The organism is Mycobacterium sp. (assembly GCF_035499775.1).
Classification (GTDB): Bacteria; Actinomycetota; Actinomycetes; order Mycobacteriales; family Mycobacteriaceae; genus Mycobacterium.
Map to the genome: position 1 here is coordinate 12,813 of NZ_DATJYB010000143.1, position 20,740 is coordinate 33,552.

Consider the following 20,740-nt stretch of genomic DNA (forward strand, 5'->3'; position numbering starts at 1 on the left):
CACTTTGTGGTCCATGTCACCCATGCTCGGCGGCCTCGGCGCGTCGGTCCAGCCGTTTGTCCAAGGCGGCCAGGGTGATCAGCGCAATCGCTGCGGCCACCCAGCACACCACGGCGATGGACCCCGCCGGGATGATGGCCAGTCCGGCGTTGCGGTGCTGCACCCGGACCAGGTTCGGATCGTTCTTGTTGTATTCGACGTAAATCCGCATTCCCGTGGCTAATTCGGACGGGTAGAGCACGCCGAGTTCGGGGCGATAGGTGACGCGTTCGGGAGTGACGAACTCGATGGTGGAGCGCCGCGGCCCGGCGCTGAGCACTTCTGCTTGCGCCACACCCATATTGCGTTGAATCGCCAGGTCGTTGCGCCAGGCGCCGGCCACCAGCAGCACCGACTGCAGGGTGACCAGACCCGTGATGATCAAAACCGCGATCCGCAGCCACCGCAGCACAATCCGCGCCCGGGTCTTCGGCGGCTCATCGGTGCGCCCGTGGATCAGGATGTGCAGCACCTTTTTTGGCGCTACCACGGGCTGCTCACAACGCCGCTTTGATGGCGGCGTGCAGCCCGCGCAGCGAGGACCGATCGGCCTTGACTTCCAGCACCCGCATGCCGGTACCGGGCTCGTTCAGGGCCGCGTCCAATTCGTCGACCTCGATCTGGCGGCAGTCCACATGGTAGGCACGGCACAACGCACCCACGTCGACGTCGTGCGGGGTGCCGAAGACCCGCGACGACACGTCGGAGAACCTCGGGTCACCCTGCTCGAGCAGTTCGAAGATGCCGCCGCCGTTGTCGTTGGAGACCACGATCGTCAGGTGCGCCGGAATCGGTTCGGTGGGGCCGATCAGCAGCCCGGAACTGTCGTGGACGAACGTCAGGTCGCCGATCAGTGCGACAGTGCGCGCCGGGTTGCCGGGGCTGCCCATCCGCTCGTGGGCCAGCGCGGCCCCGATCGCGGTGGACACGGTCCCGTCGATGCCGGCGACACCCCGATTGGACCGCACCTGGATGCCGTCGATCGACAGGCCTACCAGCGCCGCATCGCGGACCGGGTTGGACGCCCCGAGCACCAGCTGATCACCGGGCCGAAGCGCGTCGGCCACCGCCGCCGCGACGTGCAGGCCGGTGGTCAGCGGGTGTGCCGCGAGCTGCTCGCGGACCGCCGTGACGGCGTGCCGGTTCATCTCCGCGCAACGACGCAGCCACGCCGGATTCGGCGTCCCGGTGATGACCGCCCGCGTGCCGGTGGCCTGTGAATTGCCCGAGACGTCCGGCCAGCGCGGCCCGGTGGTCAAGGCGTATACCGGCACCTTCGGATCGGCCAGCAGCGTCGATACCGGACGGTGCAGGGTCGGGCGGCCCAGCATGATCACCTGCTTGGGGCGCAGCAGCGACAGCGCCAGCGGGTGCAGCGGGTTCGCGCCACCGGGTGGTGATGGGGCCGTCGGCTCGGCAACCGTGGGCAGTTCGGCCAGGTTGGGCTGCACGCCCGCGCCGTGCCCCGCGATGACGACGGTGTCGGCCGACAAGTCGATATCCAGCGGCTGGTCGAAGGTGACCGGCGGGGTGTAGGTCCAGGGCCTACCGCCGGGCCGGCCCGGCGGGGTCACGGCGCCGTGCGGCTCGGGATCCGGCACCAGCGGTTCGCGCAGCGGGATGTCGAAGTGCACCGGGCCGGCGTTGGCGGTGCGGGCACCGGTGGCGGCCGCCAGGACCCGGCAGGTGGCCGACCGCCAGGTCGCATTGAACGAATCCACCTGGTCGGGCGCATCCTCGGCCAGGCCCAGGCTGATGGTGGCCCTGACCTGCGTGCCGAAGTAGCCCAGCTGCTCCATGGTCTGGTTGGCGCCGGTACCGAGCAATTCATAGGGCCGGTTGGCCGACAGCACGATCAGCGGCACCCGGGCGTAGTTGGCCTCGACCACCGCCGGGCCGAGGTTGGCTACGGCGGTGCCCGACGTCATCGCGACACAGACCGGCGCGCCTTCGCCGATCGCCAGCCCGATCGCCAGGTAGCCCGCCGTGCGTTCGTCGATGCGGACGTGCAGCCTCAGCCGGCCGGCCCGGTCCGCGTCTTGCAGGGCGAATGCCAACGGCGCGTTCCGCGAGCCGGGGCACAGCACCACGTCACGGACGCCCCCGCGGATCAGCTCGTCAACGACGACGCGGGCCTGTGTCGTCGAGGGGTTCACCACTACAGGGTGTCATAACCGGGCAAAACGGATGCGGCACGCACGACGCGGCGCTCAGTAGGATTCGCTGCATGCCGCTGGAGAACGGTGCCGTATTCGCTGGTTACACCATTGCGCGTCAGCTCGGTTCCGGTGGGATGGGCGAGGTCTACCTGGCCCAACATCCGCGGCTGCCGCGGCTGGACGCGCTGAAAATCCTGCCCGCGTCGTTGACCGACGACGCCGACTACCGGCAGCGCTTCAACCGGGAAGCCGACCTGGCCGCCGGCTTGTGGCATCCCAATATCGTCGGCCTGCACGATCGCGGCGAGTTCGACGGCCAGCTGTGGATCACCATGGACTACGTCGACGGCACCGACGCCGCCCGCGCGGTCCGCGAAGCCAACCGCTTGCCCGAACCCGACGTGCTCGAGATCGTCACTGCCGTCGCCGACGCGCTCGACTACGCCCACCAACGCAACCTGGTGCACCGCGACGTCAAACCGGCCAACATCCTGCTGACCACATCCGACGCGGAACGACGACGAATCCTGCTGGCCGACTTCGGTATTGCCCGGCAGGCTGACGACATCAGCGGTCTGACGGCGACCAACATGACGGTCGGCTCGCTCGCCTACGCGGCGCCCGAGCACTGATGGGCGAGGCGATAGACGGGCGGGCGGATCAATACGCGTTGGCCGCCACGGCTTTTCACCTGTTGGCCGGCACACCTCCATTTCAGCATTCCAACGCAGCGGTGGTGATCAGCAAGCACCTCAACGCACCTCCCCCGCCGCTGGCCGAGCATCGTCCGGAGTTGGCGCGGCTGGGCCAGATGTTGTCGAAGGCCCTGGCGAAGGACCCCGCCGCCCGCTATCCACGCTGCCTCGACTTCGCGCGGGCGCTGGGTGAGGCGCTGGCCACCACGCCGCGACTCGAGCCTCCGATCCAGCCGGTCGCGCCTTGGCCACCGCCCCAGCATCCGGCGCCTTTGCCGCCTCCGTATCCGATGCCGATGCCGTATCCGTACCCGGCTGCCGGCCCTCCCCCGAAATCGCGTCGGGCCCTGACGGTGCTGGTGCCGTTGCTCTTGCTGGTGCTGCTGGTCGGCGCCGTCGGCTTCGCCGTCCCGCAGCTGTTGCGGCCCGCCCCGACGCCATCAACGCTGGCGCCGCGATGGGAGCCTTACGTCGCCTACGGCAAGCAGTTCACTGTGTGGCTGACCAGCCTCAGCGCACAATCCGCCGAGAGCGACGTCCAGCGCCTCCTCGATGGATCGACCGGCCAATTCCACGACGACTTCGCAAACAGGAGCTCCGACTTCAGAAAGGTGGTCGTGGAGTCGAAGGTCACGACCCAGGGAACAGTCAACGCCGCGGCCCTGGACTCGATCAACGGCAGCACTGCCCACGTCCTCGTCGCCGCGACATCGAAGATCACCGACAACGCCGGCGCGGCACAGGAGCCACGATCGTGGCGGTTGGCGGTGCAAGTCGAGAAAATCGGCGACGACTACAAAGTGTCCAAACTGGACTTCGTGCCATGACAGCGAGGCGCGTGGCTTGGTGGCTGCTGGTCGTCGTGTTGGCTATCGGGACGCTGGCCGCGGCGTCGGTGGGCGCCTGGCAGCTGCAGATCAAGAGCCGGCAACCGCCACCGGTGGTCGAACAACCCGCCGCCGGCCGGGCAGCGACCCAGGCCGCCAGCACCGGAACCGCCAAAGTCATGAGCTATTCGTACGACACTCTCGATCGAGACTTCGATGCCGCCAGCGCGATGCTCACCGGCGACTTCAAGACGTACTACCAGCAATTCACCAACGAGGTAGTCAGGCCTACGGCCCAGCAGAAGGCGTTGAAATCCACCGCGACCGTCGCACGGGCCGGGGTGGAATCCTTGACCAGTGACGCAGCGGTGATCCTCGTCTTCGTCGATCAGTCGACGACCACCAGAGACCAGCCCGCACCAACAAGTGCCGCGAGTTCGGTGCGAGTGGGCATGACCAAGGTGAACGGAACCTGGCTGATCAGCAAATTCATTCCGGTGTGAGCGGCCCGGCTTCCTGCCTCAGGCCTTGACCCCGGCGAAGAACTGCAATGCCGCGGAGTTGACGGTCTGCGGTCGCTCCATGAACCCCAGGTGGCCCGTGTCGGGGATCTGCAGGTAGCGGCCGTTGGGCATGGCGTCGGCGACTTCCCGGCCCAGGTAGGGCGGCGTCACCACGTCGTCGGCGAAGCCGATCACCAGCACCGGCGCGGCGATGTTGCGGTAGGCCGGCAACCGGTTGGTCGATGGCGAGACATCCAGCTGGCAGCGCAGTCCCGGTGTGGGCTTGATCGGCCACATGTTGAACATCGCGATCCAGTCGCCGACGACGACGTCATCGTTCAGCGTCTTGCGCGAAAAGCTTTCCAGCAGGCGAGATCTCGCATCGTATTTGGGTGGCAGCAGGGTGCCGCCGTCGTAGAGTTCGGCCTCGGCGTCGCGGAAGAACTGCCTGGTGCGGTCCAGGCGGCCGCGGGTGGCCATCAGCACCGCCGCGCTGACCAGGTCGGGCCGGACCACCATGAGTTCCTGGGCGATGAACGAGCCCATCGACACCCCGACGATGCGCGCCGGTGCGGCGTTCAGGGATTCGATCAGCGCGGCCGTGTCAGCGACCATGGTCTGCGTGGTGAAACCCTCGGCGTTCTCGGTGGCGCCGACGCCGCGGTTGTCGAAGGTGATGCAGCGGTATCCCGCCGCCTGGAACGCCGGGACCTGATGCGGTTGCCAGGTGCGCCCCGGACCGCCGCGGCCGGCGATGAACACCACCGGTTCGCCGGTTCCTTTGTCTTCGTAAGCCAGGTTGATCACTTGATGGAGGGTACAAGCCTGCGCCTGCGGCGCGAGCGGACACCGCTCAGGGCCCGATCCCAGGCCAACAACGTGGCGGCCTTGAGCTCAGCCGGTTTCGCCAGGTCCCGGGCCATCAGGGCGGTGGCGGCCGCCTTGCACTTCGCGGACGCCTTGGACATGTGCCCGGAGTCGAACGGCGGCCGCGGGTCGTACTCCATAGACAATTGGATGGCTTTCGCGCGTTCTGCACCGCCGATCTGCCCGGCCAACCACAACGCCAGATCGATGCCCGCCGACACACCGGCACCGGTCACGATGCGATCTCCTGCCTGGACGATCCCTTCGTCACCGACGGGTATGGCACCAAGAATTTTCAACGCGGACAGCGCCGCCCAATGCGATGTGGCGCGCTTACCGTCCAACAGCCCGGCAGCGGCCAGGACGATCGAGCCGGAGCACACCGACGCCGTCCAGGTCGACGTCTGATGGGCCTGACGCACCCAGTCGAGCAGCTCCTCGTCGCGGCCGTGCTGCATCGTCGTCATCCCACCCGGCACCAAAATCACGTCGGGCGAAGGTGTTTCGGCCGGACTCCGGGGTGCTCGTCGTCGGCGCAACGCATACATTCGGCCGTGATGGGGCCCGACTGGTGCCAGACGAAACGCACTTCAGCTTTCGGCAACCAGCGCAACACCTCGTAAGGGTCCGATGAAATCCAGTGCGGTGAAGCCGGGATACAGCACGATCGCGATTTGCATAAACGAACTCTAGGTCTAGGAGCCCAGCAACTGGTAGCAGGTCTTGACCCGGTCGATCCACCATTGCCGCCGCTGCGCCGGTGCGGCCAGTGCGTGCAGTCGCGCCGGGTCGGGCGTTGCCGGCGCCACCGCCAGGAAACCGTCGACGGGAATCGCCGCCTCGACGACGTCTTCGACGAACAACCCGCCGGTGCCCAGCCCGCACGCATGCCTGAGCTCCGGCAGGGCCGCCGCGGCGCTCAGCCCATGGCTGATGCCGACGGCCGAATCGAGCGCGCTGGACACCACCACCGGGATGTCGATCTGTGCAGCGATGTCGAGCAGGGCCGAAACCCCGCCCAGCGGAGCGACTTTCAGCACCGCGATGTCGGCGGCCCGGGCGCGGACCACGGCCAGTGGATCGTCGGCCTTGCGGATGCTTTCGTCGGCGGCGATCGGCACGTCGATCCGGCCGCGCAGCTCGGCGAGCTCGGGCACCGTCGCGCAAGGTTGTTCGAGGTACTCCAGCGGACCGTCGGCGGTCAGGGCTGCTGCGGCTTCGACTGCCTCCTCGATGCTCCAGCCGCCGTTGGCGTCGACTCGGACGGTCGGAACCAATTCCCGCACCGCGTTCACCCGGTCAACGTCGTCGGCCAGTGTTTGTCCCGGCTCGGCGACCTTCACCTTGGCGGTGGAGGCGCCGGGAAACCGGGCGAGCACCTCGGGCACCTGGGCGGCGGCGACGGCGGGCACCGTGGCGTTGATCGGGATCCGGTCGCGGCGCGGCGGCGGTGGCTGGTGATAGGCGGCCTCGATTCCGGACGCCAGCCAGTGCGCGGCCTCGGGCGGCCCGTATTCAATGAACGCCCCGAACTCCCCCCACCCGGCGGGGCCGTCGATCAGCGCGACTTCGCGGGTGGTGATGCCGCGGAACCGCACCCGCATCGGCAGCGCCACCACATGCAGGCGGTCCAGCAGGTCGGGCAGCGCGGGCATCACTGGCGATAGACCTGGCGCCCCGCCAGGTAGGTCGCACGCACCTGCAGATCGGCGATCTGCTCGGGCGGCACGCTGCGCGGATCGGCCGAGAGCACCACCAGGTCCGCGTACTTGCCGACCTCGAGCGAGCCGATGATGTCGTCGGCGAACAGCTGCCAGGCGGCGTCGATGGTCTGCGCGCGGATCGCCTGCTCGACGGTCAGTCGCTCCTCCGGCGCCAGCACCCGCCCACTGGGTGCGGTACGCGTCGCGGCCACGCTGATGTTGCGCAGCGGCTCCTCGGGGGTGACCGGCGGGTCGTTGTGCAGCGAGATGCGCATGCCGGTGGCCACCGCGGATCCCGCTGGCATCCAACGGGATCCACGTTCGGGCCCGAACAATCCGTCGACGATGACGTCACCCCAGTAATGGATCTGGTCGACGAAAATGCTGCACGTGACGCCGAGCGCGGCGGCTCTTTGCAGCTGCTCGGGCCGGATGGCGCCAACGTGCTCCAGCCGCAGCCGGTGGTCTTCGCGCGGGTGTTGCCGCAGCGCCTCTTCGTAGACGTCGAGGATGGTGTCCACGCCGGCGTCGCCCTGCACATGACAGGCCATCTGCCAGCCCAACGGCAGATAGGCGTGCACGATTTCGGTCAGCTGTTCGGCGGTGTAGTTGGCGCAGCCGCAGGAGCCGGGCTGGATGCCGGCCCTGCGGGTGGCCGCGGTGTCCAGGTACGGGAAGGACAACGCGATGTTGCCGATCCACGGTGAGCCGTCCACCCAGATCTTGATGCCGACCTGGCGCACCATGTCGTCGCCCTGGCCGGGTCTGGCATTGGTCGACATCTGCGCGTTGGAGACCTCGTAGGTGCGCAGCCGCACGGTCAGGTCGTTGTGCAGCTGCTCGACCAACGGACCGAAATTCGGATCGAAGGCCATCTCCGAACAGGTCGTCAGGCCCGCGCGGTTGAGCCGGGCGCACTCGGCGCGCAGCATGTCCGGATAGTGGCCGGGCTGGATGGCACCGCCCAGCAGTGGGAAGACGGCGCCGATTTCCTCGGCAGTGCCGTCGAGTTCGCCGTCGGCGTCGCGGCCGTACTTGGCGCCCTTGGGGTCTGCAGTGTCACGGGTCAAGCCGTTGAGCTCGGCGGCGCGCGAGTTGAAGTAGCCCTTGTGACCGGAGTTGTGGATGATCACCAATGGCCCGTCGGGCGCGATGTCGTCGAGCCAGGTCAGCGTGGGTTGCGGAAGGCCGGGCTGTAGCAGAGCGTCCCACCCGTTGAGGTAGGCGCCGGCCGGTCCCCTGGTGGCCGCTTCGCGGCGGATCGCTGCCACGACGCCGTCCGGGTCGCGGATGGTGACCGGCCGGATGTCGACGATCCGGTCCGACAGCGCGATGGCTTCCATCAGCGGATGACCATGTGCCTCAACGAATCCCGGCATCACGCAACCGTCGCTCAGGTCGATGGTCTGGGTGTGCGGCCCGATCAGCTCCGCGACGTCGGAGCGGTCGCCGACGGCGATGATCCGGCCGTCCGCGACGGCGAGCGCCTCGGCGGTGGGCCGCTTTTCGTCGACGGTCAACACGGTTCCGGTGATAACGAGATCAGCCTGCGCCATGGGTCGAACCTACAAGGCCGCCGAGTGTGGGCCCCAGGTTTCCACCCTTGTGGTCGAGGGCGCGCCCGACCCGAATTGCAACACGTTCTAGTCTTGCCACATGACGGACGATCTGCTGCGCAACCCGACCCACAACGGACACCTGCTGGTGGGCGCGCTCAAGCGCCATAAGAACCGGCCGGTGCTCTTCCTGGGCGACACCACGCTGACCGGTGGCCAGCTCGCCGAGCGGATCAGCCAGTACACGCAGGCGTTCGAGGCGCTCGGCGCCGGCACCGGTGTCACGGTCGGTCTGCTGTCGCTCAACCGGCCCGAAGTGCTGATGATCCTCGGCGCCAGCCAGACCCAGGGCTATCGGCGGACCGCCCTGCACCCGCTCGGCTCGCTGGACGACCACGCCTACGTGCTCTCCGATGCCGGGGCAAGCTCGCTGATCATCGACCCCAACCCGATGTTCGTCGAGCGTGCGCTGGGACTGCTGGACAAGGTGGACTCGCTCAAGCAGATCCTGACCATCGGGCCGGTCCCGGAAGCGTTGGCGGATGTGGCGGTCGACGTGTCGGCCGAGGCGGCCAAGTACGAGCCGAAGCCGTTGACCGTCGCCGACCTGCCGCCCAACCACATCGGCGGCCTGACCTATACCGGCGGCACCACCGGCAAGCCCAAGGGCGTGATCGGCACCTCCGGAAACATCGCCACCATGACGCAGATCCAGCTCGCCGAGTGGGAATGGCCCGAGCACCCGCGGTTTTTGATGTGCACGCCGCTGTCGCACGCGGGCGCAGCGTTTTTCACGCCCACCGTGGTCAAGGGCGGCGAGATGGTGGTGCTGGGCAAATTCGACCCGGCCGAAGTCCTGAGAGTGATTGAAGAACAACGCATTACAGCGACCATGCTGGTGCCGTCGATGCTCTACGCGCTGATGGACCACCCGGATTCGCACACCCGGGACCTGTCGTCGCTGGAGACCGTCTACTACGGCGCCTCGGCGATGAACCCGGTTCGGCTGGCCGAGGCGATCCGGCGGTTCGGACCGATCTTCGCCCAGTACTACGGGCAATCCGAGGCGCCGATGGCGATCACCTACCTGGCCAAGGGCGATCACGACGAGCAGCGGTTGACCTCGTGCGGACGTCCGACGCTGTTCGCCCGGGTCGCGCTGCTGGGCGAGGACGGTAAGCCGGTACCGCAGGGCGAGCCCGGTGAAATCTGTGTCAGCGGACCGCTTTTGGCCGGCGGATACTGGAATCTGCCCGACGAGACCGCGAAGACTTTCAAAGACGGCTGGCTGCACACCGGCGACATGGCCCGCGAGGACGAGGACGGTTTCTACTACATCGTCGACCGGGTCAAGGACATGATCGTGACCGGTGGGTTCAACGTGTTTCCGCGCGAGGTCGAGGACGTCATCGCCGAGCATCCGGCCGTCGCGCAGGTGTGCGTGGTCGGGGCACCGGATGAGAAGTGGGGCGAAGCCGTCACCGCGGTGGTGGTACTGCGCGCCGAGGCGGCGCGCGACGATGGGGCGATTGAGGCGATGACCGCCGAGATCCAGGCCGCGGTCAAGGAACGCAAGGGCTCGGTGCAGTCACCCAAGCAGGTGGTGGTGGTCGACGCGTTGCCGTTGACCGGACTCGGCAAGCCGGACAAGAAGGCGGTGCGGGCACGGTTCTGGGAGGGCGTCGGCCGCGCCGTCGGCTAGGTTGCGTCTGCTCGGCCAGATCACGGGTGCGAAGACGCGGGAGACGAAGGCGGATACGACCCGAAAGAGGAAGTCGGATAGCTCGACGTCGCGGAAGAAGGATAGGTGGTTGTCGTCCCGAAGGCGTGGACCAGACAGAGCACCAACCCGGTATCTCTGGCCACGGCGGCGACCTCCGAGGACCGACAGTCATTGATGTCATGCGTGCGACGGACGACTTTCCAGTAATAGTCCTGCCCTGAGCCGGGCGAGCAGCTGCCCGGGGACGCCGTGGGCTCGGCGGCACTGGTGCCGTAGGCGGGCATCGTCACGGACGAAAACCTTCGGTCGAAATCCGACGAATAGATGCAGTCACCGACGTTGGCGGCGTTGATGGCCGCGTTGGACGAAGCGGCCACCGTCAACGTCAGCACGGGGCGAGTCGGGGTCCCGCTGTTCGGAGAACTGCTCCCGCTCGACGGGGACTGGTGCCCCTGTTGCGTCAGCGCCACGCTCGCTCCGATGACAATCGCCAGCACGCCGGCCGCCGCCGCAATCCAGACCCCCACCCGACGTCGTCCGGGGCCGGTCGGTGCCGTGGTGGCAGGCTTGAGCAGCGCAGCCTTGCGGGTTGCTTCCTGATCCGCCGGCCTGCGCACCGTCCGGTCGACATCGGTCTTCCGCGCCTCCGGCGCCGGGCCGGGGGGTTGCGGGTTGGGCGGCTTAGGCGGCTTCGGTGGCTGAGTTGGTGGAGCGGTTCGCGTGAGCGCCTGGCGTGCGGCCTGCGCCAAATCCCGCGCGCTCTGATAACGCTGCCCCGGGTCTTTTGCCATGCCGGTCGCGATGACGTCGTCGAACTGGTCGGGAACGTCCGGCCGCATCATCGAGGGACGCGGTGGCGGCGCGGTGAGGTGACCCGCGACCTGACGCTCGAGACTGCCACCGGGGTAGGGATGATCCCCGGTGAGTGCTTCATGCAGCACACATGCCAAGGCGTAGATATCGCAGCGCGGGCTGATTTGGTCGGTGGTGAATCGCTCCGGGGCCATGTAGGCCCAAGTGCCGATCGTTGCACCGGTGCCCGTCAGCTTCGTGGTGTCAGCCGCACCACGGGCGATGCCGAAGTCGATCAGGTAGGCGTAATCGTCCTCGTCAATCAGGATGTTGGACGGTTTGACGTCACGGTGCACCAGGCCCGCCCGGTGTGCCGCGTTCAGCGCCCCGGCAACCTGCTCGACGATCGCCACCGCCTGTTCCGGATCCAGTGGGCCGTCGGCGATCATTGCGGCCAAGTCGCGGCCCTCGATCAACGCCATGTCGAGGAAGAGACGTCCGTCGATTTCCCCGTAGTCATGAATCGGCACGACGTGTGGGTTGTGCAACCGCGCGGCCAGGTGGGCCTCGCGTCGAAAACGCTGTTCGAACAGCGGGTCTTGGGCAACGTGCGTCGGCAGCACTTTCAGGGCCACCACGCGGTCGGTGCCGGTGTCATAGGCCCGCCACACCTCACCCATGCCGCCGCGGCCAAGCGGGCTCACGAGGCGGTAACGCCCGAACGGCGTGCCGTCCACCAGAGACCCCCCAACCGAAGCAAACTAGCCACACGATAAACCAAGCAAACTCGGGCATACCCGTGTTGCCGGCAAACCTAAGCTGACGCGGTGACGGTACGCCGGGAGGCCATAGCGGTCACCGTCGCCACGGCCCTGGTAGCGGCGGCGTTTGCGGTACCGCGGCTCGACCTCGGCAGCTTACGTCCGTACCTCACCGCCAGCGCGGCCGACATCCGCCGCTACCGGATAGCGCCGCCGGTTTCGGGTTGGTGGCACGCCCACGTCGGGTGGGGAAGCATCGCAGCCGTACTGATCGGCGGCGCTGCCGTGCGCTGGGCGCCCGGCCTGGCCAAGCGGCTGCGCTGGCGAACCCTCACGCTCGCGACATGGGCGACCTCGTGCGGATGGGCTTTCGCGCTGGCAATGATCGACGGCTGGCACCGGGGCTTTGCCGACCGACTGCAGGGCCCCGGCGAATATCTCGGCGAGGTGCCGTCGGTCACCGACATACCGCAGATGCTTCGTGGTTTCACCGGCCGGATCCTGGACTTTCAGCAGAACTCGTGGATCACACACGTTTCCGGTCATCCTCCGGGAGCGCTGCTGACATTCGTCTGGCTGGACCGAGCGGGCCTTACCGGTGGCGCCTGGGCGGGATTGCTGTGTCTGCTGGTGGGTTCGAGCGCAGCGGTGGCGGTCCTGGTCACGCTGCGGGCGCTCGCCGACGAAGCGACGGCCCGGTCCGCGGCTCCATTCGTCGCGCTGGCACCGACGGCGATCTGGGTCGCCGTATCCGCCGACGGGTACTTTGCCGGAGTAGCCGCCTGGGGGATCGCCCTGATGGCATTGGCGGCGACCCGCGCGGTCCGCTTCCCCGCCGCCTCGGCAGCTGCCGCGGGGCTGTTGGTCGGCTGGGCGATGATGCTCAACTACGGGCTGACCCTGCTCGCCATTCCGGTGCTGGCGGTCCTGATGGCCGCGCGCAATCGCCGGGCAGCACTGACGGCGGTGGGATTTGCCGCGATCCCGGCGCTCATGGTTGTGGCGATCTTCTATGCCCTGGGCTTCAGCTGGCTAGAGGGCTATCTCCTTGTACAGCAACGCTATTGGCAAGGAGTGGCCAGCGTGCGGCCATTCGAGTACTGGGGTTGGGCGAACATCGCGCTTGTCGTCTGCGCCATCGGGCTGGGCAGCGTCGCCGGTTTGACGGCGATGGTCGACGACGTCGCGTTGCGGCGGCGGTCGGGCTTGCACCTGCTGTTGTTGGCGGCGGCTTACGCGATCGTCGTGGCCGACCTGAGCATGCTGAGCAAGGCCGAGGTGGAACGGATTTGGTTGCCTTTCACGACGTGGTTGACGGCCGCACCCGCTTTGCTGCCGACCTCAACACACCGCTGGTGGCTTGCCGCCAATGTCGTTGGGGCGCTGCTGTTGAACCACTTGATCTTTACCTACTGGTAGGTCGCGCGAGCCAGGTGAGGCGACCCCGGCCACCAGCAGGTCGAGCAGCCGGCCGGTCTGCTCGGGCGAACCGCTGGCCAGAAAGATGCCGAGCAGGCTGGACACCACGTCGTCGGCCCGCACATCCGAGCGCAGGCTGCCGTCGTCGGCTCCGGCCTCCAAGAGCATGTCGACCGCGCCGACGATGCTCGCGCGCGTTTGACTCGGCACCAGTGCCCCGGAGCCGCCGGACTCAACAAGCGCGCGCAGCGACTCGGCCATCCCCCGCTTGGCGGCGACAAACGTCGCGTAGCGGTCCATCCAGCGGCGCAGGGCGACTTTCGGCGGGTACCGCCGCAGCAACTGACCGGCCGCGGCGGCCACCTCGGCGAGCTCGGCGCGATATACCGCCTCGACGAGCAACTCCCGGCTCGGAAAGTGCCGGTAAAGCGTGCCGATCCCGACGCCGGCCCGCCGCGCGATCGATTCGAGCGACACCGCTCGCCCGTCGGCCGCGCCGAACGCCGCGGCGGCCGCCTCGAGCAACCTGTCGCGGTTGCGGCGCGCGTCGGCCCGAACACTCTCAGCCAAAGCGGAGGTCCCTCCGGTTCTGTTACGCTGGACGAAGCGGAGGGTCCTCCGCATATCCAGTGTGACACGGAGTCCTTTCGAGGGAGCACCAATGACAGACAAACCCCACCCCGGCGGCCTGGGCACGATCGGCGCAGGGATTCCCGGGGTTGCCCGCGTCGGCTACGGCGCCATGCAACTCGGCGAGGCGCCAACTGCAGCAGATGCCGTCGCGGTGTTGCGCCACGCCGTCGACCTCGGCGTCAACCACATCGATACCGCGTCGTTCTACGCGGGGGGCGAGGTCAACCACCGCATCCGCGAGGCACTGGCGCCCTACCCTGACGACGTCGTCATCGTCAGCAAGGTCGGCGCCCGGCACGTCACCGACGGCCCGATACCCCTGGCCGCCGCCCAGAAACCCGCCGAGTTGCGCGCCGCGGTCGAAGACGATCTGCGCGAACTGGGCATCGACCGCATTCCGGTGGTCAATCTGCGACGCCTCGACCTAGGTCCCGGCCTGGCCGCCCAGGGTGACCAGATCGTCGACCTCGACGACCAGCTGGCCGCGATGATCGCGCTGCGCGACGAGGGCAAGATCGGCGCGATCGGCATCAGCAACGTGCCGCTCGACGTGCTGCGGCGGGCGCTGCCCGCGGGGATCGTCTGCGTGCAGAACGCCTACAGCCTGCTCGACCGCGGCCACGAAGAGATGCTCGATTTCTGTGTGGCCCAGGACATCGCGTGGGTGCCGTTCTTCCCGCTCGGCTCGTCATTTCCGGGTTTTCCCAAGGTCGCCGACAACGCCGTGGTGCGCGAGATCGCCGACGAGATGGGCGTCACCGGGGCCCAAGTCGGGCTGGCGTGGTTGTTGGCGCATGCGCCGAACACGTTGCTGATTCCCGGCACTCGATCGATCGGACACCTGGACGAGAACGTCGGCGCGGGCGATGTCGCCCTCAGCGCCGGCGCAATCGCACGCCTCGACGCCGTGAGCCCGCCAGCGGACAGCCCGGGGTACCAACACGGGCTCGAGCCGTTCCAGCAGGCCTGACGACTGGCGTCAGCCCTTACAACCAGGGGCCGATTCCGCCGATTTTGTCGATGTGGATGTGCGTCACGAAGCCGGGCGGCGCGCCCTCGGGCGGGAACACGGCCGGATCGGACAGCGTCTGCGCCAGAAACTTGAGCAGTTCCGGAGCACCCCCGTCGACAATCCGCGCCGTCCCTTCGATGGCAAGGTAGGGCCGCATCTGCTTGCCCGCGTCTCCGGTCGACACAATCGTCAACGCGACGCGGGAATCGCGGCGGATATTGCGGACCTTCTTGTGCTCGGCGAGATGTGCGGTCACCAGTTCGTCGCCGTCGGGTGTGGACTGAAGCGCCACCCAGACAACCGTCACCTGAGGACTGCCGTCGGGATTGAGCGTGACCAAGGTGGCGTCGACGCCGTTTCCGATGAGTTCGCGCGCGGCTTCGTTGAGTTTCATACGGTCTTCTACCGCGGCGTCCGCAGATTCATTCCCGGCGGTCTTGTCGGTAACGTCGAAGCATTCGGATATCGCGTATCGGTTTGGGTTTCTGGGAGGGGGCGCGTGTGGAAGGCGTCGCCTTTGGGCGGTATCAGCTACTCAGCCGCCTCGATGAGCAATTTCTGGGATACCGGCGCCCTGTTATCCAGGTGTGGGAAGCCGTCGACACTGTTCATGATCGTGTCGTCGCGCTGAGGCTCATATCGGCCGAGCTGTCGCAAAATGACGGCTTCAATCGGTGGTTTAGGGACCGAGTCACCGCTGCCGAAGGGCTGACCGGGCTGCACACGGTCCAAATCCACGACCACGGGCAGATGGGGCTGCGGCTATTCGTCGAAACTCAGTTAATCGCCGGGCGAAATCTCAAAACCCTGCTCGAAGGAGGTCCACTGGATCCATGGGACGCGGTGCTGGTTCTGCAAGGGGTGGCTGATGCGTTGGACACAATCCATCACCGTGGATCAGTTCACGACAACGTCAAGCCATCCGACGTTCTGGTTACCAATCACGACGGTGTCTATCTCGACGTAGTCAATGTGAAGAGTGAAGCCATAGAACGCAGTCAGATGCTGTTGGGCACCGATCCGGATATGTACCAGCCCGAGACCTACCATTACATGGCTCCGGAACGCATCACTCGTGATTACGCGGCAAATCCGCTCCCACAATCGGACGTCTATTCGCTGGCCTGTGTGCTGTACGAGTGCTTGACCGGTCGTCCACCGTTTGCGTCCGACAGCCTGCAACAGGTCTTGATCGGACACATCAGCGGATCACCGACCCCCCCGTCGAACATCCGACAGACTCTGCCCGCAGAGTTGGACCCCGTCATTCTCAAAGGGCTGGCGAAGGACCCAACCGAGCGATTCGCCAGTGCAACGGAGCTGATTCTCGCCGCCAAGACAACGCTGGCGTCTCGCCACGAGCAAAGCCGCAGATCTCCCGACAGATTCGGCGGTGAGCAGCCCAGCACCCCGGTCGAGCAGGCCAGACCCGCCATCGCAGCTGCTTTATTCAGACGACACCGCGCGGTGCCGGTTCGGACGTCGAGCCAGGCGCAATACGTCGAGACGGTGTTTCCCGGGCTGCGCCCGGAAACGCCGGTATACGCCAGCGACGAGGAAATCCTCAGCAGCACAGCGCCTGTCAGCCCAGGCCCGCCTCCGCCCGCATTCGGTATCTATCAGCCACTGGTGCACCCGAACTACCCGCTGCTCGCCATCCTGATACTCGAGGGGACCGGCACGGTCGATTCCACCTCCTTGGACGAGCACCTGTTCGCCTACTGTGCGGACCACGCCGCCGATGAGCGTGCGCGGCGGTTGATGAGCGGCCTTGCGTTCCTGGAACCGAGCGCCACGATCGACACCCACCAGATTTCGCCGGGAGTCGGCGTCGTCTTCCCGCAAGTGGCGGGGCGGCCACCGATTGTCTACCGGCTGAGCTCACCCGGTCCGCATGCCCGTATCCGATACCGCAAATTCCTGGTGCCGCGAGCCGATCGGCGCTCGGTCAACGCAGCGCGGGAACTCGGTTTCACGCCGTGGCGATTACGCGGCTAGTCGGGGCGCTTGGCCGAGGCGTGCCAGTCGGTGCCGGGCTGCCATCGGGTAAAGCCCTGCTCCTCGACTGCGGAGCGGGAACCGTCGTCGGGGCGCGGCACGATGAATTTCAGCGACAAGCCATACGAGGCCGGCCCGGATTCAGCGTCCGGCCGCACATCGCGAACCACCGGCAGCGCAAATTCCCGTTGCGGGATGATCATGCCTACTCCCGCGCCGATCCGAGCCTGTTGAGATGGACCGCGCCGGGGCTGCGCGAGCGTCAGCGCGCCGACCAAACGCCTTGCTGTATAGGCGGTTTCGTTCAGCTGCGGGTAGTGCTTGAAATAGTAGGAAGCCAGCCTGCGATCGAGGACCCGCGACGCCACGGTGGCGTGACCCGCCAGGTTCAGGGTCGCGACGAACGGATAATTGCGGTGCAATACTGCCTGATATAGGTCGAACTCTGGTCCGCGAGCACTGCCGTTTCGTGTTTCGGGGCAGACGTAAACCGCGGTGGGCGGCTTTACACCTGGAAACAAGCTCTGGACGAAATGTTGTTCGTCGCGGGCGATCACGAACACGATGCGCGGTTCGCCGTGAAATGTCGCGAGGATCGCCTGCCGCGCCGCTACCGAATCGACCGCCGGATACGAAGCGCCAGAAGGGAACCGCTTTCCATGCGGTACGTCAGCACCGATTTCGGGTGCGTAGTCGACACCCATCTTGGCGAGTTCCTCGATCGCATAACTCGAAAGCCGCGTCTTGGAAATAGTGCATCCGGCTTGCACCTCGATGATGTCGCCTTGGGCGGCGAGGCGTTGCCAGGCGCCTCGGCCGGCCGCGCCGTCGATGGCGGCGAGCAGGGTGGCCGCATACACCCGCCCGGCCGGGCTCGCCTGATCCAGCAGTCGCTGAATCGGCTCGAGGTATGCCGGGCCCGCAGCGAGAATCTGGGAGAAGGCCCCGCTCTCCGGTCCCTCGATATCGGCAAAGCCCACGCCGCCGAAAGCCACGGCCCGAGCCTTCGACAGTTGGTCGAACGCCGCGTCGAGCTGTGGGTCGGCGACCCATCCGGTAGGCGATGCCACCAAATCAGGGTAGCTGGCGCGCCTCGACGTGGTCGGGCTCACGTGCCGGCAGGTAACGTCGCCGATATGGGCGATAGCGAGCGGATCAAGCCGCCGTGGTGGCTGAAGCCGGCCAACAAGGTCTTCATCCAGATGTCCCGGCTCGGCATGAGCTTCGGCGGGGAAAGCCCGGTGGTGCTGACGGTGCCGGGCCGCAAATCCGGCACGCCGCGGTCGACACCCGTTACGCCGATGACCATCGACGGCAAGCGGTATGTCGTGGCCGGCTTCCCGGGTGCGGATTGGGTGCAAAACGTCCGGGCCGCAAAGGAAGTCACGCTGACGCGGGGCCGCGGCAAAGAACGCGTCCGGATGGTGGAGTTGTCCCCCGAGGACGCCAAGCCGCTGTTGCGGGCCTTTCCCACGGAGGTGCCGACCGGTGTCGCTTTCATGAAGCGGTCCGGACTCGTCAAAGAGGGGCGTCCCGAGGAGTTCGAGAACTTGGCCGGCCGCTGCGCGGTGTTCCGGTTCGAGCCGGTGTAGTTCCGAAATGTCACAGCGATGCGTGCTCTTGGTGCTGCTACTGCTGGCTGCCGCCTGCGTCACGGCGGCGCCGTCGTCGGCCGCGCCCGGGTGCCCGGCGGGCGGGGCACCGCCACCGCCTGGCGCGGCCCAACGCCAGGTCGGTGATCTCGACGGTGACGGCAGGCCGGACACGTTGTGGATCGGCCTGTTTCGGGACGCCGGCGGCCGCACCAACCGGGTTGTCGGCGTCACCACCGCGAGCGGCGCCATCTCCGACGTGCAGGTCGACTCGGCAAGCCCAATACCCTTGTCCGCCTTGGCTGTCGACGCACAAGAGAACGGCGGCAACCAAATCATCGTCAGCGACGGGCGCGGCGCCCGCCTCTACACATTCGCCGATTGCCGGCTGCAGACCGTGGTCGACGGCCACTACGGCAGGCCTTTCCTGTTCGACCAGCAGAACCTGCGCGACCAAGGCACCGGCGTGGGCTGCAGTGACCTCGGTGACGGCCGCCATCTGGTCGCGCTGCAGGCGTCGCAGACCGACGGTCAGTGGACGGTGCGCCGCACCGAGATCGACCTCAACGGCACGGTGGCCACGACGGGGCGGTCCGATACCGTGACGGCGGCCTCCGCACAGGACGCGGCGGTGACGTCCGCGCAGACGATCAGCTGCGGCAACCTCACAATTGGTCAGGACGGAGTTCAACAGCCTTGAGCGACAACCCCTTTGATGCGACAGCATGGCGGCCCGTCAGCGGGTTCGACGACCTGACGGACATCACCTACCACCGCCATGTCGCCGACGCCACGGTGCGTGTCGCGTTCGACCGGCCCGAGGTGCGCAACGCGTTTCGCCCGCACACCGTCGACGAGCTGTACCGCGTGCTCGACCACGCCAGGATGTCGCCGGACGTGGGCGTGGTGCTGTTGACCGGAAACGGGCCCTCGCCGAAAGACGGCGGCTGGGCGTTCTGCTCCGGCGGCGATCAGCGGATCCGCGGGCGCAGCGGCTACCAGTACGCAAGCGGCGACACCGCGGACACCGTCGACGCGGCCCGCGCCGGCCGGCTGCACATCCTCGAGGTGCAACGGCTGATCCGGTTCATGCCGAAGGTCGTCATCTGCCTGGTCAACGGGTGGGCCGCCGGCGGCGGGCACAGCCTGCACGTGGTGTGCGACCTCACCCTGGCCAGCCGCGAGCACGCGCGCTTCAAGCAGACCGACGCCGACGTCGGCAGCTTCGACGGCGGGTACGGCAGCGCGTATCTGGCCCGGCAGGTCGGCCAGAAGTTCGCCCGCGAGATCTTCTTTCTCGGCCGCCCCTATACCGCCGAGCAGATGCACCAGATGGGCGCGGTCAACGAGGTCGTCGACCACGCCGAGCTGGAAGCCACCGCGATCCAGTGGGCCGCCGAGATCAACGCGAAATCGCCTCAGGCGCAACGGATGCTGAAGTTCGCGTTCAATCTGCTCGACGACGGGCTGGTGGGCCAGCAGCTGTTCGCCGGGGAGGCTACCCGGCTGGCCTACATGACCGACGAGGCCGTGGAGGGCCGCGACGCGTTCCTGCAGAAGCGCGAGCCGGACTGGAGCCCGTTCCCGCGTTACTTCTGAGCGTCGGCCCGTCAGTGCACCAAATCCTCCACGCGCACTGGCGGATCCGCGTAGGACATCTCCCGGGTGATGACCTCGTCGGGCATCGACATCAGCATTTCGTAGTTCTCCATGACCAGGTGTGGCTTGGACCGGTCGATCGGCGGATTCGGCACCCGCCCGGCCTCATCCTGGTACGCGGCCGGCGCGCGCATGGCGGCCAGCTCGTCGCCGTCGATTCCGCACAGGGCGACAACCTCGGGATCGATCCACGCACGGTCGTCGATCGGCACGGCGGACGTGGCGATTTCGAGCGACAGGTGCTCGGGCCCGGCGAAGTAGATCGAATGGCACAGGCCATGGTCGAGCGGGCCGAACACGTTGACGCCACGGCTGCGGATGCGGTCCCGCAATGCCAGCAGATCCTCGACGCTGTCGACGTTGAACGCAACGTGCTGCATGGTCCCGGGCGCCGACGGGCCGGTGGGACCGCCGGCATGGGTCGCGCCCAACTCGGTCGGGATGTCCTCGATCGGCGGCATGTGCACGAACGCGACGTAGCTGCTGTCGCTGAGCTTGACGAAGGCGTGCTTGGCGCCGGGGACGCCGTGCATCCAGAACAGGCCTTTCAGCTCGGCGCCGAGCACGTCGGTGAAGAACTCCAGCTGGGCCTTCATGTCCGCGGTCGAGATTGCCAAGTGGTGCACACCGCTGGCCAGGCCCATGATCATCTCCGATCGTTTAGGTGGTAACTGACGCTACGCCTAGACTCCCCACGGTGAGCAAAAGCCCGCTCCGACGACTCACCGACCAGCTCGCGCTGGCCAGCCTGCGACCGCCGGTGACACCGCAATGGATGGTCAACCGGCCCGCGATCAAGCCG

General features: G+C 67.3%; 17 protein-coding genes and 3 pseudogenes. 9 read left to right on the forward strand and 11 right to left on the reverse strand.

The window, feature by feature from the left end; translation table 11 throughout:
- Nucleotides 1-16: 16 nt before the first annotated feature.
- Nucleotides 17-529 (reverse strand): DUF3592 domain-containing protein, encoded by a 513-nt coding sequence (locus VML93_RS09860; protein WP_325610087.1) that lies wholly within the window; start codon nt 527-529, stop codon nt 17-19.
- A 7-nt stretch (nt 530-536) separates the two neighbouring features.
- Nucleotides 537-2,195 (reverse strand): 2-succinyl-5-enolpyruvyl-6-hydroxy-3-cyclohexene-1-carboxylic-acid synthase, encoded by a 1,659-nt coding sequence (gene menD, locus VML93_RS09865; RefSeq protein WP_325610088.1) that lies wholly within the window; start codon nt 2,193-2,195, stop codon nt 537-539.
- Between the two features lie 71 nt (nt 2,196-2,266).
- Between menD and VML93_RS09870 the strand changes: the two are divergent.
- Nucleotides 2,267-3,720, forward strand: a pseudogene (locus VML93_RS09870) (serine/threonine-protein kinase).
- Nucleotides 3,717-4,223, forward strand: coding sequence for a hypothetical protein (locus VML93_RS09875; RefSeq protein WP_325610090.1), 507 nt, complete (start codon nt 3,717-3,719; stop codon nt 4,221-4,223). Before VML93_RS09870 ends, VML93_RS09875 begins: the two are co-directional and overlap by 4 nt.
- 18 nt (nt 4,224-4,241) lie before the next feature.
- Here VML93_RS09875 and VML93_RS09880 read toward each other — a convergent pair whose 3' ends face one another.
- From VML93_RS09880 to VML93_RS09900, 4 genes and pseudogenes are all read right to left on the reverse strand, one after another.
- Nucleotides 4,242-5,030 carry an alpha/beta hydrolase gene (locus VML93_RS09880; RefSeq protein ID WP_325610092.1) on the reverse strand — a complete coding sequence of 263 codons (789 nt, stop codon included), beginning with the start codon at nt 5,028-5,030 and terminating at the stop codon, nt 4,242-4,244.
- A pseudogene (locus VML93_RS09885) lies at nt 5,027-5,770 on the reverse strand (DJ-1/PfpI family protein). Before VML93_RS09885 ends, VML93_RS09880 begins: the two are co-directional and overlap by 4 nt.
- A gap of 15 nt (nt 5,771-5,785) precedes the next feature.
- The gene (locus VML93_RS09895; protein ID WP_325610096.1) at nt 5,786-6,745 is read right to left on the reverse strand and encodes an o-succinylbenzoate synthase; all 960 of its coding nucleotides are present in this window, start codon (nt 6,743-6,745) and stop codon (nt 5,786-5,788) included.
- Nucleotides 6,745-8,349 (reverse strand): amidohydrolase, encoded by a 1,605-nt coding sequence (locus VML93_RS09900; RefSeq protein ID WP_325610097.1) that lies wholly within the window; start codon nt 8,347-8,349, stop codon nt 6,745-6,747. Before VML93_RS09900 ends, VML93_RS09895 begins: the two co-directional genes overlap by 1 nt.
- Nucleotides 8,350-8,449: 100 nt before the next feature.
- Here VML93_RS09900 and fadD8 point away from each other — a divergent pair, with 100 nt between their 5' ends.
- Nucleotides 8,450-10,051, forward strand: coding sequence for a fatty-acid--CoA ligase FadD8 (gene fadD8, locus VML93_RS09905; RefSeq protein ID WP_325610099.1), 1,602 nt, complete (start codon nt 8,450-8,452; stop codon nt 10,049-10,051).
- A 20-nt stretch (nt 10,052-10,071) separates the two neighbouring features.
- Here the strand turns inward: fadD8 and VML93_RS09910 are convergent, their stop codons facing one another.
- Complete coding sequence (locus tag VML93_RS09910) at nt 10,072-11,601, reverse strand: serine/threonine-protein kinase (protein WP_325610101.1); 1,530 nt, start codon at nt 11,599-11,601, stop codon at nt 10,072-10,074.
- Nucleotides 11,602-11,691: 90 nt separating this feature from the next.
- Here VML93_RS09910 and VML93_RS09915 point away from each other — a divergent pair, with 90 nt between their 5' ends.
- Nucleotides 11,692-13,044: a hypothetical protein gene (locus VML93_RS09915; protein WP_325610103.1), complete on the forward strand. Its 1,353-nt coding sequence runs from the start codon at nt 11,692-11,694 to the stop codon at nt 13,042-13,044.
- A 21-nt stretch (nt 13,045-13,065) separates the two neighbouring features.
- Here the strand turns inward: VML93_RS09915 and VML93_RS09920 are convergent.
- A pseudogene (locus tag VML93_RS09920) lies at nt 13,066-13,668 on the reverse strand (TetR/AcrR family transcriptional regulator); the annotation flags it as partial.
- A gap of 37 nt (nt 13,669-13,705) precedes the next feature.
- Here VML93_RS09920 and VML93_RS09925 point away from each other — a divergent pair.
- Complete coding sequence (locus VML93_RS09925; protein ID WP_325610106.1) at nt 13,706-14,647, forward strand: aldo/keto reductase; 942 nt, start codon at nt 13,706-13,708, stop codon at nt 14,645-14,647.
- 16 nt (nt 14,648-14,663) lie between these two features.
- On the opposite strand, the gene VML93_RS09930 is transcribed toward VML93_RS09925, so the two are convergent.
- The gene (locus VML93_RS09930) at nt 14,664-15,083 is read right to left on the reverse strand and encodes a PPOX class F420-dependent oxidoreductase (RefSeq protein WP_325610108.1); all 420 of its coding nucleotides are present in this window, start codon (nt 15,081-15,083) and stop codon (nt 14,664-14,666) included.
- Between the two features lie 107 nt (nt 15,084-15,190).
- Here VML93_RS09930 and VML93_RS09935 point away from each other — a divergent pair, with 107 nt between their 5' ends.
- Nucleotides 15,191-16,687, forward strand: coding sequence for a serine/threonine-protein kinase (locus VML93_RS09935; protein ID WP_325610110.1), 1,497 nt, complete (start codon nt 15,191-15,193; stop codon nt 16,685-16,687).
- Here VML93_RS09935 and VML93_RS09940 read toward each other — a convergent pair.
- Nucleotides 16,684-17,757 (reverse strand): hypothetical protein, encoded by a 1,074-nt coding sequence (locus tag VML93_RS09940; RefSeq protein WP_325610112.1) that lies wholly within the window; start codon nt 17,755-17,757, stop codon nt 16,684-16,686. The two genes, VML93_RS09935 and VML93_RS09940, sit on opposite strands and share 4 nt — an antisense overlap.
- 66 nt (nt 17,758-17,823) lie before the next feature.
- On the opposite strand from VML93_RS09940, the gene VML93_RS09945 reads away from it, so the two are divergent.
- The 3 genes from VML93_RS09945 to VML93_RS09955 are packed head-to-tail and all read left to right on the forward strand — an operon-like array spanning nt 17,824 to nt 19,878.
- Complete coding sequence (locus VML93_RS09945; RefSeq protein ID WP_325610114.1) at nt 17,824-18,279, forward strand: nitroreductase family deazaflavin-dependent oxidoreductase; 456 nt, start codon at nt 17,824-17,826, stop codon at nt 18,277-18,279.
- 7 nt (nt 18,280-18,286) lie between these two features.
- A complete protein-coding gene (locus VML93_RS09950) occupies nt 18,287-18,979 on the forward strand; it encodes a hypothetical protein (RefSeq protein ID WP_325610115.1) in 693 nt (230 codons plus the stop codon).
- Nucleotides 18,976-19,878 (forward strand): 1,4-dihydroxy-2-naphthoyl-CoA synthase, encoded by a 903-nt coding sequence (locus tag VML93_RS09955; RefSeq protein ID WP_325610117.1) that lies wholly within the window; start codon nt 18,976-18,978, stop codon nt 19,876-19,878. The genes VML93_RS09950 and VML93_RS09955 overlap by 4 nt, the downstream gene beginning before the upstream one ends.
- Before the next feature lie 11 nt (nt 19,879-19,889).
- On the opposite strand, the gene VML93_RS09960 is transcribed toward VML93_RS09955, so the two are convergent.
- Complete coding sequence (locus VML93_RS09960) at nt 19,890-20,582, reverse strand: VOC family protein (RefSeq protein ID WP_325610119.1); 693 nt, start codon at nt 20,580-20,582, stop codon at nt 19,890-19,892.
- Nucleotides 20,583-20,740 lie beyond the last annotated feature (158 nt).